At 60.7% G+C, this 14321-nt stretch carries 12 protein-coding genes; 8 read left to right on the plus strand and 4 right to left on the minus strand.

The features are described 5' to 3' along the window. Positions 1-39: 39 nt before the first annotated feature. A complete protein-coding gene (dtd, locus tag ACMRQN_RS07715) occupies positions 40-486 on the minus strand; it encodes a D-aminoacyl-tRNA deacylase (protein WP_418734493.1) in 447 nt (148 codons plus the stop codon). Positions 487-767: 281 nt separating this feature from the next. On the opposite strand from dtd, the gene recN reads away from it, so the two are divergent. After that, positions 768-2429, plus strand: a complete 1662-nt coding sequence (gene recN, locus ACMRQN_RS07720; protein WP_418734494.1) for a DNA repair protein RecN — start codon at positions 768-770, stop codon at positions 2427-2429. Between the two features lie 232 nt (positions 2430-2661). On the opposite strand, the gene ACMRQN_RS07725 is transcribed toward recN, so the two are convergent. Then, positions 2662-3930: a polysaccharide deacetylase family protein gene (locus ACMRQN_RS07725; RefSeq protein ID WP_418734495.1), complete on the minus strand. Its 1269-nt coding sequence runs from the start codon at positions 3928-3930 to the stop codon at positions 2662-2664. Between the two features lie 916 nt (positions 3931-4846). Here ACMRQN_RS07725 and ACMRQN_RS07730 point away from each other — a divergent pair. The 7 genes from ACMRQN_RS07730 to ACMRQN_RS07760 all read left to right on the plus strand — a co-directional run bounded on the left by ACMRQN_RS07730 (position 4847) and on the right by ACMRQN_RS07760 (position 13184). Beyond that, a complete protein-coding gene (locus ACMRQN_RS07730; RefSeq protein ID WP_297148634.1) occupies positions 4847-5434 on the plus strand; it encodes a tryptophan transporter in 588 nt (195 codons plus the stop codon). 85 nt (positions 5435-5519) lie between these two features. Further along, positions 5520-6377 (plus strand): energy-coupling factor ABC transporter ATP-binding protein, encoded by an 858-nt coding sequence (locus ACMRQN_RS07735; RefSeq protein WP_418734496.1) that lies wholly within the window; start codon positions 5520-5522, stop codon positions 6375-6377. Then, positions 6374-7222, plus strand: coding sequence for an energy-coupling factor ABC transporter ATP-binding protein (locus tag ACMRQN_RS07740; protein WP_418734497.1), 849 nt, complete (start codon positions 6374-6376; stop codon positions 7220-7222). The genes ACMRQN_RS07735 and ACMRQN_RS07740 overlap by 4 nt, the downstream gene beginning before the upstream one ends. Continuing rightward, positions 7219-7986 (plus strand): energy-coupling factor transporter transmembrane component T family protein, encoded by a 768-nt coding sequence (locus ACMRQN_RS07745; protein WP_418734498.1) that lies wholly within the window; start codon positions 7219-7221, stop codon positions 7984-7986. Before ACMRQN_RS07740 ends, ACMRQN_RS07745 begins: the two co-directional genes overlap by 4 nt. 332 nt (positions 7987-8318) lie before the next feature. After that, the gene (locus ACMRQN_RS07750; RefSeq protein ID WP_418734499.1) at positions 8319-12272 is read left to right on the plus strand and encodes an S-layer homology domain-containing protein; all 3954 of its coding nucleotides are present in this window, start codon (positions 8319-8321) and stop codon (positions 12270-12272) included. Positions 12273-12555: 283 nt separating this feature from the next. Further along, positions 12556-12855: an AbrB/MazE/SpoVT family DNA-binding domain-containing protein gene (locus tag ACMRQN_RS07755; RefSeq protein WP_418734500.1), complete on the plus strand. Its 300-nt coding sequence runs from the start codon at positions 12556-12558 to the stop codon at positions 12853-12855. A gap of 2 nt (positions 12856-12857) precedes the next feature. Then, positions 12858-13184, plus strand: a complete 327-nt coding sequence (locus tag ACMRQN_RS07760; protein WP_418734501.1) for a type II toxin-antitoxin system PemK/MazF family toxin — start codon at positions 12858-12860, stop codon at positions 13182-13184. A gap of 126 nt (positions 13185-13310) precedes the next feature. Here the strand turns inward: ACMRQN_RS07760 and ACMRQN_RS07765 are convergent, their stop codons facing one another. Together ACMRQN_RS07765 and ACMRQN_RS07770 are read right to left on the minus strand one after the other, a co-directional pair. Continuing rightward, on the minus strand, positions 13311-13718 hold the full coding sequence (locus ACMRQN_RS07765) for a pyridoxamine 5'-phosphate oxidase family protein (protein WP_418734502.1): 408 nt from the start codon (positions 13716-13718) through the stop codon (positions 13311-13313). A 21-nt stretch (positions 13719-13739) separates the two neighbouring features. Continuing rightward, positions 13740-14180, minus strand: coding sequence for an OsmC family protein (locus ACMRQN_RS07770; RefSeq protein ID WP_418734503.1), 441 nt, complete (start codon positions 14178-14180; stop codon positions 13740-13742). Positions 14181-14321: the final 141 nt, after the last annotated feature.

Genomic DNA, 14321 nt, shown 5'->3' on the forward strand with positions numbered 1-14321 from the left:
GCGGACCCGGCTCCGTTGGCAGGCGACGGATTCCCTTTCTTATAGTTCGTCGGTGTCGAGCCAGATGGTGAAGGGCCCGTCGTTAACCAGCGATACCTCCATCATCGCGGCGAACTCGCCCGTCTCGACGCGAGGCACGTCCTTGCGCGCCTGAGAGACGAACAGCTCGTAGAGGCGTTTCGCTTCGGCGGGCGCGCCTGCGTCGGTAAAGGAGGGGCGATTCCCCTTCTTGCAGCTGGCATAAAGGGTGAACTGGGAAACGACGAGCACCTCGCCCGACACATCGGCGAGTGAAAGGTTCGTCTTGCCTGCCTCGTCTTCAAAGATGCGCATCTTCGAGATTTTGCCCCACAGCTTGTCGACCTGCGTTTCGGTGTCGTTCGTGCCGACGCCGAGCAGGATGAGCAACCCGGTGCCGATGGACCCGACGGTTTTCCCGTCGATATCGACCTGGGCATGGGTGACTCGTTGGATAAGGGCGCGCATAAATGCTCCTTTGGATTTGCGGGCAATGAGTGAAAGTGTACTACGATGTGTTCCCTTTAGCATCTTCGGAAAAAACAGAAACATTTGTTCGAAAGATATGACGAATCATAGGGTATACTGTGCGGCAAGAAACACGAGGATCGGCCGTTAGGCCGCAGTGCCCTGCGTTGGGATTTGGGGAAGCCGCCTCAAGCGTCGAGGTGCGAGGCGTCGCGGCGTGCGGGAAGCTACCTCGGCACTGTGATGCGCGGTACAGGGCAAGTTCGGGAAAGGGAGATGTGATGATTGACGAAATCCATGTCAGTAACGTGGCGCTCATTCGGGACGCGTCCTTTTCCCCCTCTCGCGGGCTCACGGCGATCACCGGCGAAACGGGGGCGGGAAAAACGGCGCTCCTTTCGGCATGCAAGCTCCTTGTTGGCGAGCGGGCAGACAAAACCGCAGTTCGCGAAGGTTCTGACGGCCTATCGGTCGAAGGCCGTCTCTTCTTCGACAGCATTGCCGACATCCCCGAGGGGGTAGAGCTTGAAGATGGCGAGGCAGTTGTTTGCCGTCGTGTCAGCATTGACGGCCGCTCCCGTGCGTCGATCAACGGCCACATGGCAAGTGCGAAGGAAATCGCTCGCCTTGTCGCGCCGACGCTCGATCTGTGCAGTCAACATGAGCATCAGGCCCTCATGCGCCCCGCAACGCATCTTTCCCTGCTCGACGCTTGGGCGAAGGATTCCATTAGCGAGGCTCACGCCAACTACCTTTTGGCATTCGAGGCGGCGAAGCGCGCCGCCGACGAGCTTGCGCGCGTAAAGGCGGCCGGCGAGGCGTCGACGGCGAGGCTCGACGAGGCCCGCTTCACGCTCCAGCGCATCGACTCGGTCGGCGTTTCCGACGAAGGGGAATACGAGGAGCTTGCCGCGCGTCTCGAGAAGGCGGAAAACGCCGAATCGCTCGTGTCTGCGACGAACTGCGCCTACGAATCGCTTTCGGGTGAGGGGGGCGCCATCGATGCGCTCGATGCGGCGGCAAGCGCGCTCGAAGGTGCGTCGGCATACGACAAGACGCTTGCGGAACTGGCGAGCTCGTTGCGCGAGTCGAGCTATGTGCTCGAGGACGTGTCCCGCGAGGCGCTGTCGTATCGCGATTCGGTCGAGTTCGACTGCGACGCGCTTGAGGAGGCTCAGGAACGCATGGCGGCGCTTCAAGGGCTCCTTCGCGCGTTCGGTCCTCGGCTTTCAGACGTTATCGCTACGCGCGAGGAGGCGGCGGAGCTGGTCTCCCTTGTCGACGATGCGGAGGAGCGGGAGCGGGCGGCGGTCCAGGCGCTCGAGGCGGCAGAACGGGAACTTGCCGAAGCGGCGTCGGCGCTCGATGCCGCCCGTCGCAAGATGGCGCCGCGCTTTGCCCAGGCTGTTTCGAAGGTGATGGCGCGCCTTGAAATGGGCAGCGCGTCCCTGGAATGCGAAGTGGGCGAGCTTCCGCGTGAGAAGTGGACGAAGGAAGGCCCCCATCAGGTTGAATTCATGTTTCGTCCCGGAAGCGGCATGCAGGCCCGCCCGCTTGCGCGCATCGCATCGGGTGGCGAGGTCAGCCGCGTGATGCTTTCGATCAAGGTGGCGCTCGGCGAGGCGGACAGCGTCGACACGCTCCTCTTCGACGAGGTCGATGCTGGCGTTGGTGGTGCGACGGCGGTGGCGCTTGCCTCCGTTCTCGCCGATTTGGCAAAGACTCACCAGGTGACCGTGGTCACGCATCTGGCGCAGGTTGCTGTTGCCGCCGATGTCCACTATGTCGTGCGCAAGACCCAAGGGGATGTACCCGAGACCTCGCTCTCGGTCGTGTCGGGGGAAGAGAGGGCGTCCGAAATTGCGCGCATGCTCTCGGGCGATGTGACGGAAACCTCGCTTGCCCACGCGCGCGAGATGCTGCACAACGCTACTGGCGAGTAGCGGTAACGCTGTCGGAAGCAGGCCTGCCAGGCGCGCTTCACGCATCGGCCTGCGTATTCACCCGAGCATTCTCGCACGCTTTCGCCCGTGGGCTCTGACTTAAATGAAAAAGGTGGCCATCTGGAAGTTTTCCCAGATGGCCACCTTGGTTTCGCGCCGTTCTAATTGTCTTCTGCGCGTTGCGTGTTGCTCAGGGAGCCAGAGACCATGCCGCTTGCTATCCCGCAGCTCGCTACTTGCTCACGCTCGAATCCGCGGGCGGGTCGTATTGCAGAAGCTCGCTTATCGTGACGAAGCGATAGCCCTCCTGCTTCAGTTGGGGAAGGGCTTTCTTCAGCGCTTCCACGGTTTGCGAGCGGTCGCCGCCGCCGTCGTGCATGAGGATGACGCTTCCCGGCTTCGCTTTCATGATGCGGCTCGCGATGGTGTCCGCTCCCGGGCGCCGCCAGTCTTCGGTGTCAACGTTCCATCCGATCTCGGCATCGATGTAGGGTTGCAGCGTCCAAACGATGTCGCCCTTGAAGTTGCCGCCGGGCGCGCGCATGATGCGGACGGGGTCTTCGCCGATAACGTCCTTAATCGCCTGAAAGCCCTTTTGAACCTCTTGAACCTGCTCGTCCGCGGTCATATACGTGAGATTCACGCCCTGGCCGCTGCCAGCAGCGTGGTCCCACGTGTGCGTGCAGATTTCGTGGCCCTCGTCATGCGCACGTTTCACCACGTCAGAGTGGTCGGCAATTTGCTTGCCAATGGTGAAGAACGTCGCGTGCGCGTCATTCTCCTTCAGGACGTCGAGGATCTCAGCCGTCGTGTCCTTCCACGGGCCGTCGTCAAAGGTCAGTGCGATCACCTTGTCGTCGCCGGTGTTCGCAGTGTAGATCTTGTACTCCTCGTTCACCGCGGGGGTCGTGTCCTCGGTCACGGTCTTGCCGGAAACCTTGCCGGTTTTCGTCGTGCGCACACCGTTTTGGCCGTCGATGTACACATGCAGTGAGCCGTTCCAATAATTATTGTCCTCGACGCGTTCGTAAGGAATCTCCTCGGTGGACGAATCGTAGTCCTCCGTGACGTCGGCGCCGTTTTGGATATCGACGGCGTCTCCCTTCCTGACCTTCTTCGAGCCGTCGTTGGTGGCGTTCCCGTTGATGGTCGCGGCGAAGCGGTCGCCGCCGCCCTCGGTGATGACGCTCGAGTCAACGGCGAGCAGGTTGCCCGCCGTCGGGGAGGCAAGTCCGTCGTCGATAAGCTTGTCAATCGTCGTTCCGTTGGAGACGGTGTGTTTCGCTCCGTTTACGGTGATGTCGAAAGTGGGCGGGTTCAAAACGAAGAACACGCCGAGGACGATGGCGATGACGAGCACCGCCATAACGCCGATGGCAACAGGACCGGGGCGCTTCGAGCGGCGCTCGGTGTAGCGGGAGTAATCGTTGTAGACGGCGGCGTTGGCCGGGTTGTTTCGGTTCGCCTGCGCGCGAGAGCGATTGTACGACGCGGGTCGCACGTTCCCCTGAGCAGTGGGTCGATTCGCCGATGAGCTGGCATGATTGCGCGAAGGCGCACCCTGGCGCATGTGCTGGCGAGAGTTCTGCGAGGGGGCGCGATGCGGCGCGGGCTCGCGCCCTGCCTGCGATGCGCTTCGGGGTCTGGGGGCACCCTGTTGATGGGCGCCTGTTTGCGGTCGGGTGCCAGCGGGGCGCCTGCTCGAAGAGGCGTGCTGGGCATCGTTTCCAACGGTACGACGATTCGGGCTTGCGTCTATTCGCCTTCTCGATGAATTTTCCCCAGGCTGCCGACTGTCCCGATAATGGTCTCGGCTAAATTGATCCGTCATGGCGTAAAAGTGCTCCTTATGTAACTGAAGTGCGGACGGACACGCAAATTTCCGCACCTGGAAACGATTATACGCATTCGCGCTGGGTTATGCCGCGCGGCACTCCATTTCCGAAATATTCAAAAATAATTCTTGACATGTCGCTACGCTCTGCTAAAGTGCGACTCACAACTTAATACGTTGAAACCGATGAGGCGAAGATCAAGCCGTTAAAGCGCTTACAGAGAGCGGGCGTTGCTGGAAGTCCCGTAGAGATGCTGAGCGGTAAATGGATCGCCGAGGGAAAGGGGAAAGGTTGTAAGCCCGCAAGGGAAGCAGCTGAGTATCTGGACCGTGAGCCTGCGTTAAGGGCAGAACATGTGTTGGCATGTTCGTGAGAGGGTTTCCTATGGGAAATCAATAAAGGTGGCACCGCAGATTTCGAATCTGTCCTTTATCTCAAAGGACAGATTTTTTTATTTTGCGGACAGATTGCCACCTGAGATGATTCCCGGGCGATTCCTCATTCGCGTCCAAGCCGGCAAACCGAAAAGTCCGGGGACGGACGAAGACAGGCGGAAAACCGCTAAGAAAGGAATGAGGAATCATGACCGAGAACATTGCAGCAGCGAAGCGCACTATCGCCACCGACCAGAAGAAAGACGGTCTATCCGTTCGGGACCTTATCTTAGTCGCTGTGCTTATCGCCGCGGGCGCCGTGCTGAAGCTCACCGTTTCGAGCTTTCTCAACTTCGCCGGCATGAAGCCGAACTTCATGATTGCCATGTACTGCCTGGCTATCATCCTCACGCGGCCGAAAATCTACCAATCGGTCGTCATCGGCCTGCTCGTCGGCGTGGTGAGCCAAATCCCGATGCTGAATGCGACACCATTGGTGAACATCGCGTCGGAAATGGTCGGTGCGCTTGTGTGCGGCATTCTCGTCACCGTGCTTGCCAAGGCGGCGCGCGACAGCAAGACCTGCCAAAACGTTGTCTTCCCGATTATCATCACCTTCATCTCCACCGTTTTCTCGGGCTATACCTTCGCGATGATCGTCGGAGTCGCTGTTGCGCACCTCGACCCGCTTGCCGTCTTCGGGGTGTACGCCGTCATGGTGCTTGGAACCGCGACGATGAACGCGGTGCTCGCCGCAATCCTCACCCCGGTTCTGCGCGCGGTTCTGAAGCGCTAAACCACCCCGTCTGTCTGACGGAAGCCTGCTCGCTCGACGTGCGACCCCCAATTGCCCGAAGGTCTCTTACCACAAAGGACATCCCATGATTGAAATCTCGCAGTTATCGTTTCGCTATCGGGAGGGGGCAGGCCCCATCCTCAAGGGGATCGACCTTTCCATCCCCGACGGCGCGTTCGTCGGCGTCACGGGCGCCGCGGGCAGTGGGAAGTCGACGCTCACCTACGCAATCAACGGCATCATCCCGCATTGCTACCCGGGCGATTTCTACGGCAGCGTCCGCGTCGACGGGCTCGACACGTGCGAGGCGTCGCTCACGGACATAAGCCGCCTGGTCGGAAGCGTGTGCCAGGACATCGACTCGCAGATGGTGTCGTCGGTGGTCGAAGACGAGGTGCTCTACGGCCTGGAGAACTTCGGCGTGCCTAAGACCGAGATCCCCGCGCGGGTCGACGAGGCGCTTGCGGCAATGGGCATCGCCGAGTTGCGCGATCGGAGCATCGCCGAGCTGTCGGGCGGTCAGAAACAGAAGGTTGCGGTCGCGTCGGTGCTCGCCCTGAAGCCGCGCGTGCTCGTGCTCGACGAGCCGACGGCAGAGCTCGACCCCGCGTCGTCGGTTGCCGTGTTCGACCTGCTCAAGCGCTACTCGGTCGAACATGGGACAACCGTTATCGTGGTCGAGCAGAAAATCGCCTTGCTCTCCGAGTACGCCGACGCGCTCGTTATCGTCGACGAGGGAGAGATTCGCTTCTGCGGCACTCCCCGTGAGGTGCTCGAACATTCCGACGAGCTTCTCGAGATTGGGGTGAACTGCCCGCGCTCGACGAGCCTTGTCAACAGGCTGTGTGCGCGCGGACTGGTGTGCGGGCCGGCGGTGTGCACCGTCGAGGGCGCCGTTTGCGCGTGCGAGGGGCTGCTTTCTGGGAAGGAGGCTTGCGCATGATTGAGTTTCGCCAGGTGAACGCCTCATATGATGGTGAGCTTGCCATCTTGCGGGATGTGAGCTTCACGGTGGGCGACGGGGATTTCGTCGCCTTCGTTGGAACGAACGGCGCGGGGAAATCCACTACGATGCGCCTGATCAACGGCCTTTTGAAGCCGACGTCGGGCGAGGTTTTGATCGACGGGGTGCCAACCTCGCAGCTGAGGACGAGCGAGCTTGCCTCGAAGGTGGGCTTCCTGTTTCAAAATCCTGATCGGCAGATTTGCTGCAAGACGGTGCGCGAGGAACTGCTGTTCGGCTTTTCCGCTCAAGGCCGCGCGGGCGCCGAAGCTGAGGCGAAGGTCGATGCGATGATCGAGCGCTTCGGGTTCGACGGCGATGCCGAGCCCTTCCTCTTGAATCGCGGGACGCGCCAGCTTTTGGCGCTCGCGTCGATCGTCGTGCTCGAGCCGCCCATCGTCGTGCTCGACGAGCCTACGACGGGCCTCGATTTCCGCGAATGCGCCAAGGTGATGGAGGTGGTCTCCGATTTGAACGCCCGCGGCACCACCGTTGTCATGGTGTGCCACGACATGGAGGTCGTCGGCGACTACGCGACGCGCGTGATCGCCATGACCGCAGGTCAGGTAGTTGCCGATGGCGCGACGTTCGATGTGCTGCGAGATAAGGGCGTGCTTTCCCGCGCGCATCTTCTGCCGCCGCAAATCGTCGAGGTGTCGATGCGCCTTGCGCAGGAAGGTGCGGTCTCGCCCGCGTCGCCTGTTGCAGGCGCGAACACGCTCGACGACATGGAGCGCGCGCTTGCAAGCGAAGTCGGCGTGCGCGGGGAAGGAGATGCCAAATGAAGGGATTCCTCGAATACGTGCCGGGCGAGAGCTTTCTGCACACCATGAACCCGGTAGCGAAGCTTGCGGCAGCGTTTCTGCTGGTCATTGCCTGTTTTGCAACAAGCAACTTCATCCTTTTGGCCGTGGTGATCGTGATTGATGCTGTCATGGCCGTGCAGTGCAAGATGGTCCCGCAGACAATCGGCCTGGCAAAAGCGGTCGCCGCGTTCTCTGTTATCCTTGCGCTCATCGCGCTTTTGTTCACGCCGCAAGGCGACGTGCTCGTGTCTTTGCCCTGGGGCTATATCGGCACGGCGAGCGTGCTGAACGCTGTGCTCATCGTGGTGCGCCTGGTGGCCTGCGCGGTGCCGCTTTTCCTCGTGTTCTACGTGACCAAGCTCACTGATATAGCGAATGCGCTGGTCAAAGTGTTGCATGTGCCGTACAAGTATGCCTTTACCTTCATGTCGACGGTGCATTTCATCCCCGTGTTCATGAACGACATGGCAGGCATCATGGAAGCGCAGATGGCGCGCGGCGTGGAATTCGACGGCGGCCTCGTGAAGAAGGTGCGGCTCATGGTTCCCTTGTGCGTGCCGCTTCTGGTGTCGTCGGTGCGCAAGACGAACAGCGCCGCCATCGCCGCCGAGGTGCGCGGCTTCAACCTGCGCACACGCGAAAGCGGATTCAAGGAGTACCCCTTCTCGGGCATCGACTTCGCCGTAATGGCCATAGCCGCGGCCCTGCTCATCGTCGCCATCGCGCTTGGCGTGCTGATGTAGGTAAAGCTAGCGGAATCGTCCTCTGCTCGCAAGGGAGGGCGGTTCCGCTAGCTTTTTTAGAGCCGGATGCCTTCCCGACTTGCAAAGTCAACAAGACGAAAGCTTACACAAGTGTCGACGTATTGACAGATTAGAACCCTGGCGAAATCCGCCTTTCGCCCAAGTTGGAAATCGACTGCCTTGCACACAGCTTGAGACGGCGATTTACAGCCCTCAATTGAGAACCGTTTAAATACGGCGAGGAAATCTTGGTAATTAGGAAACTGCATTTTGCTACACTGTTGGCATCGTCGATTCGTTTGCTGGCGTATTGCCCGAACTGGAGGTGCGGCATGTCCGAAACTTGGAGAAAAGCACTTGGAGCCATCTTGTCCGTTGTTCTGACGGTGGGATTGCTTCCCTGCGTTGCTTGGGGGGATCCCTCGCAGGTTGATAGCGAAGGGGGCACTGCGTTTGGGCAGACTATCGCATGCGGCGGTGATTCTTCGGCAGCAATCAAGGAGGATGGAACTCTTTGGGCATGGGGGTACAACCGTTGGGGGCAGGTTGGCTGCGGCCTGGATGGAAACGTGTACTACCAGGTTGTAAACCCTACGCAAATCATGGACAACGCAAAGTCCGTCTCCCTGGGCAACTGGCATTCCTCGGCAATCAAAGAAGACGGAACTCTTTGGGTATGGGGGCTCAATGATCATGGGCAAGTTGGCGACGGGTCGAGTGAGCAAGAGATAAACGCCCCCGTTAAGGTTTTGGACGACGTGACATACGTCTCCCTGGGCGGGAGCCATTCCTCTGCAATCACGAAGGACGGATCGCTCTGGGCATGGGGGCTCAACAATCGAGGCCAGCTCGGCGACGGGACGACGGAGGACCGGGGCACGCCCGTCAAGGTGATGGACGGGGTGGCGTCCGTATCGCTGGGGACAAGCCATTCAGCAGCCATCAAGCAGGACGGCTCCCTTTGGACGTGGGGCGACAACGGCCACGGCCAGCTCGGCGACGGGACGACGGAGGACCGAAACACACCTGTTAAGGTGATGGACGGAGTGGCGTCCGTCTCATTAGGAAGTTCGTATTCTGCGGCGATTAGAAGCGATGGGTCGCTTTGGGTTTGGGGACTCAACAATTACGGCCAAGTAGGCGACGGGACGACGGAAGACCGCATCGCGCCCGTCAAGGTGATGGACGGGGTGGCATCCGTTTCGTTGGGGGCTACGCATTCCGCCGCGATCTCGAAGGACGGGTCGCTTTGGACATGGGGGTTCAATAGCGGCTGGGGCAAGCTCGGCGATGGGACGACGGAAGACCGAAACACACCTGTCAAGGTGATGGACGGAGTGGCTTCCGTCTCCTTGGGTAGATGGCATTCTGCGGCAGTTAAAAGCGACGGGTCGCTCTGGACATGGGGCCTCGACGAGTTTGGCCAACTTGGCCGTTATTACGGCGGCGCTGGCAGTTATCGCGCAACCCCCACTGAGCTCATGGACGGCGTGGCTATTTCTTCCGGAAGCTTCACTCCGATTCCTGACCCAGGTGGCCCCAAGCAAGATGATGAAATCCCCTCGTCTCCGTTTGCTGCAAACGTCACGTTCAACGTTTCGGGGGGCAGCGGGTATGCGACCACGTCCGTCAACTGGGACGATGCCTGGTTCAACACCTCTTCGTACACGTACAACCATGACCTTGCCACTACAGCCGCCGTGCTCGCCGCCTCGGCTTATACGGAGAAGAACATCGAGGCAGCGCTGCGCGACGGGCTTGGCTTCGATTCGCACGCCCCTGTCGAGAGCCATCCGAACGGCGGCGGCTATGGCGGCGACTACGACCAGGTCGGATACTCCATCGAGGCTCGCGCGACCAGCAACGGCGTGCCGATCATCGCCGTCATCGTGCGCGGAACGCCCGGCAACGGGGAGTGGCTGAGCAACCTCAACGTCGCAGACACGCTCAAAGGGTCGGACACGGAAACGCACGAGGGATTCGCCTTGGCGGCGTCTAAGGTGCTGGAAGCGTTCAAAAGCTATGTTGGGGACAACGGCATCGACCTCGACAAGGCGCGCGTGCTGATCACAGGCCATAGCAGGGGCGCTTCCGTAGCCAACATCCTCGGCGCTGAGCTGAACGACGGCAAGGGCGACGTGAACGGAGCGCTTTCGCCCGAGCGCATCTACGACTTCACCTTCGAGTCGCCTACGACCACGCTCTCAAGTAGCCGGAAGAGCTCAAGCTACGACAACATCTTCAATATAGTGAACCCCGAGGACGTCATCACGAGGGTTCCCTTGCGCGAGTGGGGATATGGTCGGTATGGGAGGGACTTGGTCCTGCCCTCGCGGTCGAACACCGACGGGGATGTCTACAAGGCCCTCTTGTCCGAGATGGACGGGTACTTCGAGGAGTTCAGCGGCGAGACGTTCAGAGGCTATTTGGCCGGGACGTTGACGGCGTCGGCGATATCGATTGAGATTTGCGCCCTTGCTCCCACGACGCGGATGTACTACAGCAACTACCTCGTGGGCGTTCCTCCGAGGGATATGTTCGGACGGGTCGTGAAGGCCGCCATCATGGGAACCGCCGAGGCAAACGATTACGCGATCCTTTCCAGCGCGCTTGTGATACCGCAGTACAGATCCATACTCACGGCCGTGTTCGGCACGGGCGTTCTGAACGGCGCGTTCGTCACCGGCAAGGGCGTGGTGCACGGTCATACGCAGGAGACGTACGTGTCGTGGATGAAGAGCGCGCAGGCTGCACTTGGCGAGCTGCCTAGCATCTTCACCCACGAAAACTACCGCACGGTCAAAGTGGCCTGCCCGGTCGACGTGAAGGCGTACGACGCCAGGGGCAATCTCGTGGTTTCGATTGTGAACGACGAGGTGGACGAGTCGCTGCACGAGGACGGCTTGCCCGCCGCGGTGACGACCGACGGGACTAAGATGGTCGACCTGCCTGCGGGCGGGAGCTACCGCGTCGAAGTGACGGCGACCGATGCCGGCGAGATGGACGTCACCGTCGAGGAGAAGGACGGCTCGGGGGATGCTCCCGTCAGCATGAAAAGCTACCAGGGTGTTGCGTTGCAGAGCGGCGATGCCTTTGCCCTCGAAGCGCCGGCTACGAGCAATCCTGGCGATTGCGTACTCGTCGAGGACGCGTCCGGGGAAGAGGCCCAGACTGCATCGACTGTGTCAGGTGCCGATATTGAAAAAGCCGTCATCTCTGTTTCCGCAGATGGAAATGGCAGCGTTTGGGGTGGCGGAGAGGTTGTCAAGAACGGCAAGGCGGCCGTCCACGCGCTGGCGGCGGACGGTTGGGCGTTCGTCGGCTGGGAGCGTCAAGCAGGTTCTTCCGACAGGGAATCGGTGGCGGGCGGTCCCGACCTCGAGGTGCGCGCCGCCGAGGACGCAACGTATACAGCGGTCTTCGAGCCGCAGCGCTTCGCAATCGCCTATCACTTAGATGGCGGGGTGAATGCGGCGAACAACCCCGCGTTCTACACCGCGGGGACGTCGGTCGAGCTTGTCGACCCGATCAAGGAGGGCTACGAGTTCAGGGGCTGGTTCTCCGACCAAGAGCTCACCGAGCGAGTGACCGAGATTGACGCCAACCGTACAGGTGATATTGATTTGTGGGCAAAATGGGCTAAGAGGGGAGGAGACCCCAGGCCTGCCCCCACCTTCCCCGACGTGGACTATTCCGAGTCGTCCTGGTACGGCAAGGCGGTGACCTACGTTGCCGAGAGGAGCCTCATCACGGGCTACACCAACGGCGTGAAGGCGGGGCAGTTCGGCGTGGGCGACCCGCTCACGCGCGCCCAACTCGCAACCATCCTCTGGCGCAACGCCTGCCCGGACGAGTACGCCTCCTACGACGCCGAGACCGCCGTGGACACCACGGGCATCGCGGGCTCCGCGGACGGCACGTACTACACCGCCGCCGCCAACTGGGCGGTGAGGAACGGCGTGATCACCGGCTTCGAGCAGCCGGACGGCACGTTCGACTTCGCCGCGGACGACAACGTCAGCTTCGAGCAGCTCATCACCATCCTCTCCCGTCTGTGCGCGACCGAGAGCGAGCTCGACGCCGCGGGAAGCGACCTGTCCGCCTTCGCCGACGGTTATCTTGCGAGCGACTGGTCGCGCGCCGCCTTCGCCTGGGCGGCGGCGAAGGGCCTCGTCCAGGGCTACGACGAGCCGATGGGCAAGTACCTCAGGCCCGGCGAGGACGTCGCCCGCGAGCGTGTGGCCGTTGTGCTCATGCGCGCCTTCGAGATGGATTTGCTGAAATAGGACTGGAATCCGCAGCGAATGGGCGCCGCTTAATGCGGCGCCCATTCGACATTCCGTTAGCCACGCGCGCAACGGCAACGTCTCTTGTAGCCCCCATTGCAGTCGGGGTCTTGTCAATGAGAACTCGATGAGAAACGCTCTTCTTTGAGAGGGTCCTAGGGAATGATGGCCCAGCGCGCGGCGCTAGCTATTCCAGCGGTATCGAGCTCGCTTTTGTTTTCGCTTCGGTGCGGGGGTGTGCTACAATAGTTATACGAAAATATAACTCACGAAGGGAGGCGCTATGACTTTCGCCACCATTCGGGCCTGGGGTAACAGCAAGGGCCTTATCATCCCGAAGCAGATTTGCGACATGTTGGGACTCTCTGCGGGCGATAGGGTGTCCATAAAACCGAACGCCAAAAACTCGGCCATAGAAATCGCTCCTATGAAGCGTAAATATACGCGGGACAAAGTGCTTACTGCTGAGGATGTCTTTTCGGGCTGGAGCGGCGCGTATTCTCTTCCTGATGACTTACGCGGCCCTGCATCGCGAGGCGAAGAGTGCTCTTGGGGCGAACCCGTCGGCAAGGAAATGTGGTAGCGATGATTTGCGAACAGGGTGAAGTGCTCTACGTTGACTTCGAGCCACATGTTGGTCATGAACCGGCAAAATATCGGCCCGCAATTGTGCTGAGCTCCGATGCGTTCAACCGGGTGTCGTCCATGACGGTCGTTGCGCCCATTACCTCAACGGACAACGGGTATCCAATGCATTCGAAAATCGACTGCGAAGATGTTTCTGGGTTTGCTTGCGTGGAGCAAATGAAGGCCGTGGATTTGAACGCAAGGAAATGCAAGCATGTCGGATACGCTGAGGAGCAACAGATGAATGCTTCACTGTCGCTGGTCGGCGCGGTGTTCAATATATAAACCGGACCGCCGCATGTGCCGAGGAAAGGCAATGCGGCATGCATATTACCAGCAAATAGGAACGCGCCGCGCAACAGGGGGTTTGCGCGGCGCGGTGTCCCTAAAAGGGTGCTTGGCGAAGCGGCATCACGCGATGCGCTCGCCGGCATGAGCGCCGGGCGTCACCGAGTAGACTTCCTCGACGTGCAGGAAGCACACGCCCTTGCTCGTGAAGTCATATCCCATCGAGCTCAGGATTTCCTTCACCTGCGTGGCGACCTGCTCATAACGCGGTCCCTCGTTTTCGTAGGTGATGGTGCCCTTCACCTGGAACCCGCCTTCGTTGTCCCAAACGGAAAGCGCGGCACGCGGGTTCTCCTTCAGGTTTGCGAGGGTCTTGTTCATGTACTGGTCGGAAACCATGACAGTCTCAGGATCCATCGCTTGCTTCATGCTCACGGGAACCACGTTGGGAACCCCGTTTGCGCAGGTGGAGAATGCGGCAGCGTAGGCGTTGTTGATCATGTCCACGCATTCTTGCGGCATTTGAGCCATGGTTGCTCCTTTTCTCGCTGGCTACTCGATGACGAGGCTGGTGCGCACGACGGGCACCGGATTCGCGAGGCAGTCGCTGACGGGGCACTGCTTTTCGGCCAGGTCGGCAAGCTTCTTCGCCGCTTCCTCGTCTGCGCACTTCAGATGCACGGTGAAGCGTACCTCCTGAAGGCCGTTGCGCGCGTCGGGGTTTATCCCCATGAATCCGTCGGGGTCGAGGTCGCCTTCCGCTTCGATGCGGACGCCTTCAAGTGGCACGCCCTGGGCGCCGGCGAAGATCAGCGTCGCGATCGTCTGGCATGCGGCGAACGAGCACAGCACGCCCTCGACGGGGTTCATCCCCTCGTTGGTGCCGCCCATCTCGCACGGCTCGTCGAACGTGATTTCGAAGTCGCGGCACGAGGCCTTCACGGCAAGGCCGGAACCGGTGCTTTCAACTGCAACTTTGCTGGTGGATAACATGGGAGTCCCCTTTCATCGGTTGGGCGTAAGCGAGTTTTCCGTCGCTTCCGCGTGCGCAGGCTACGTGCCTGCCTGAGGGTCGTCGTGTCTATGAGCGAGCGGCCCTCAGGCAGACAGCGCCCGCCGCATAGCGAACGCTGC

Source organism: Ellagibacter sp. (assembly GCF_048412355.1).
In the GTDB taxonomy this organism is placed as follows: domain Bacteria; phylum Actinomycetota; class Coriobacteriia; order Coriobacteriales; family Eggerthellaceae; genus Ellagibacter.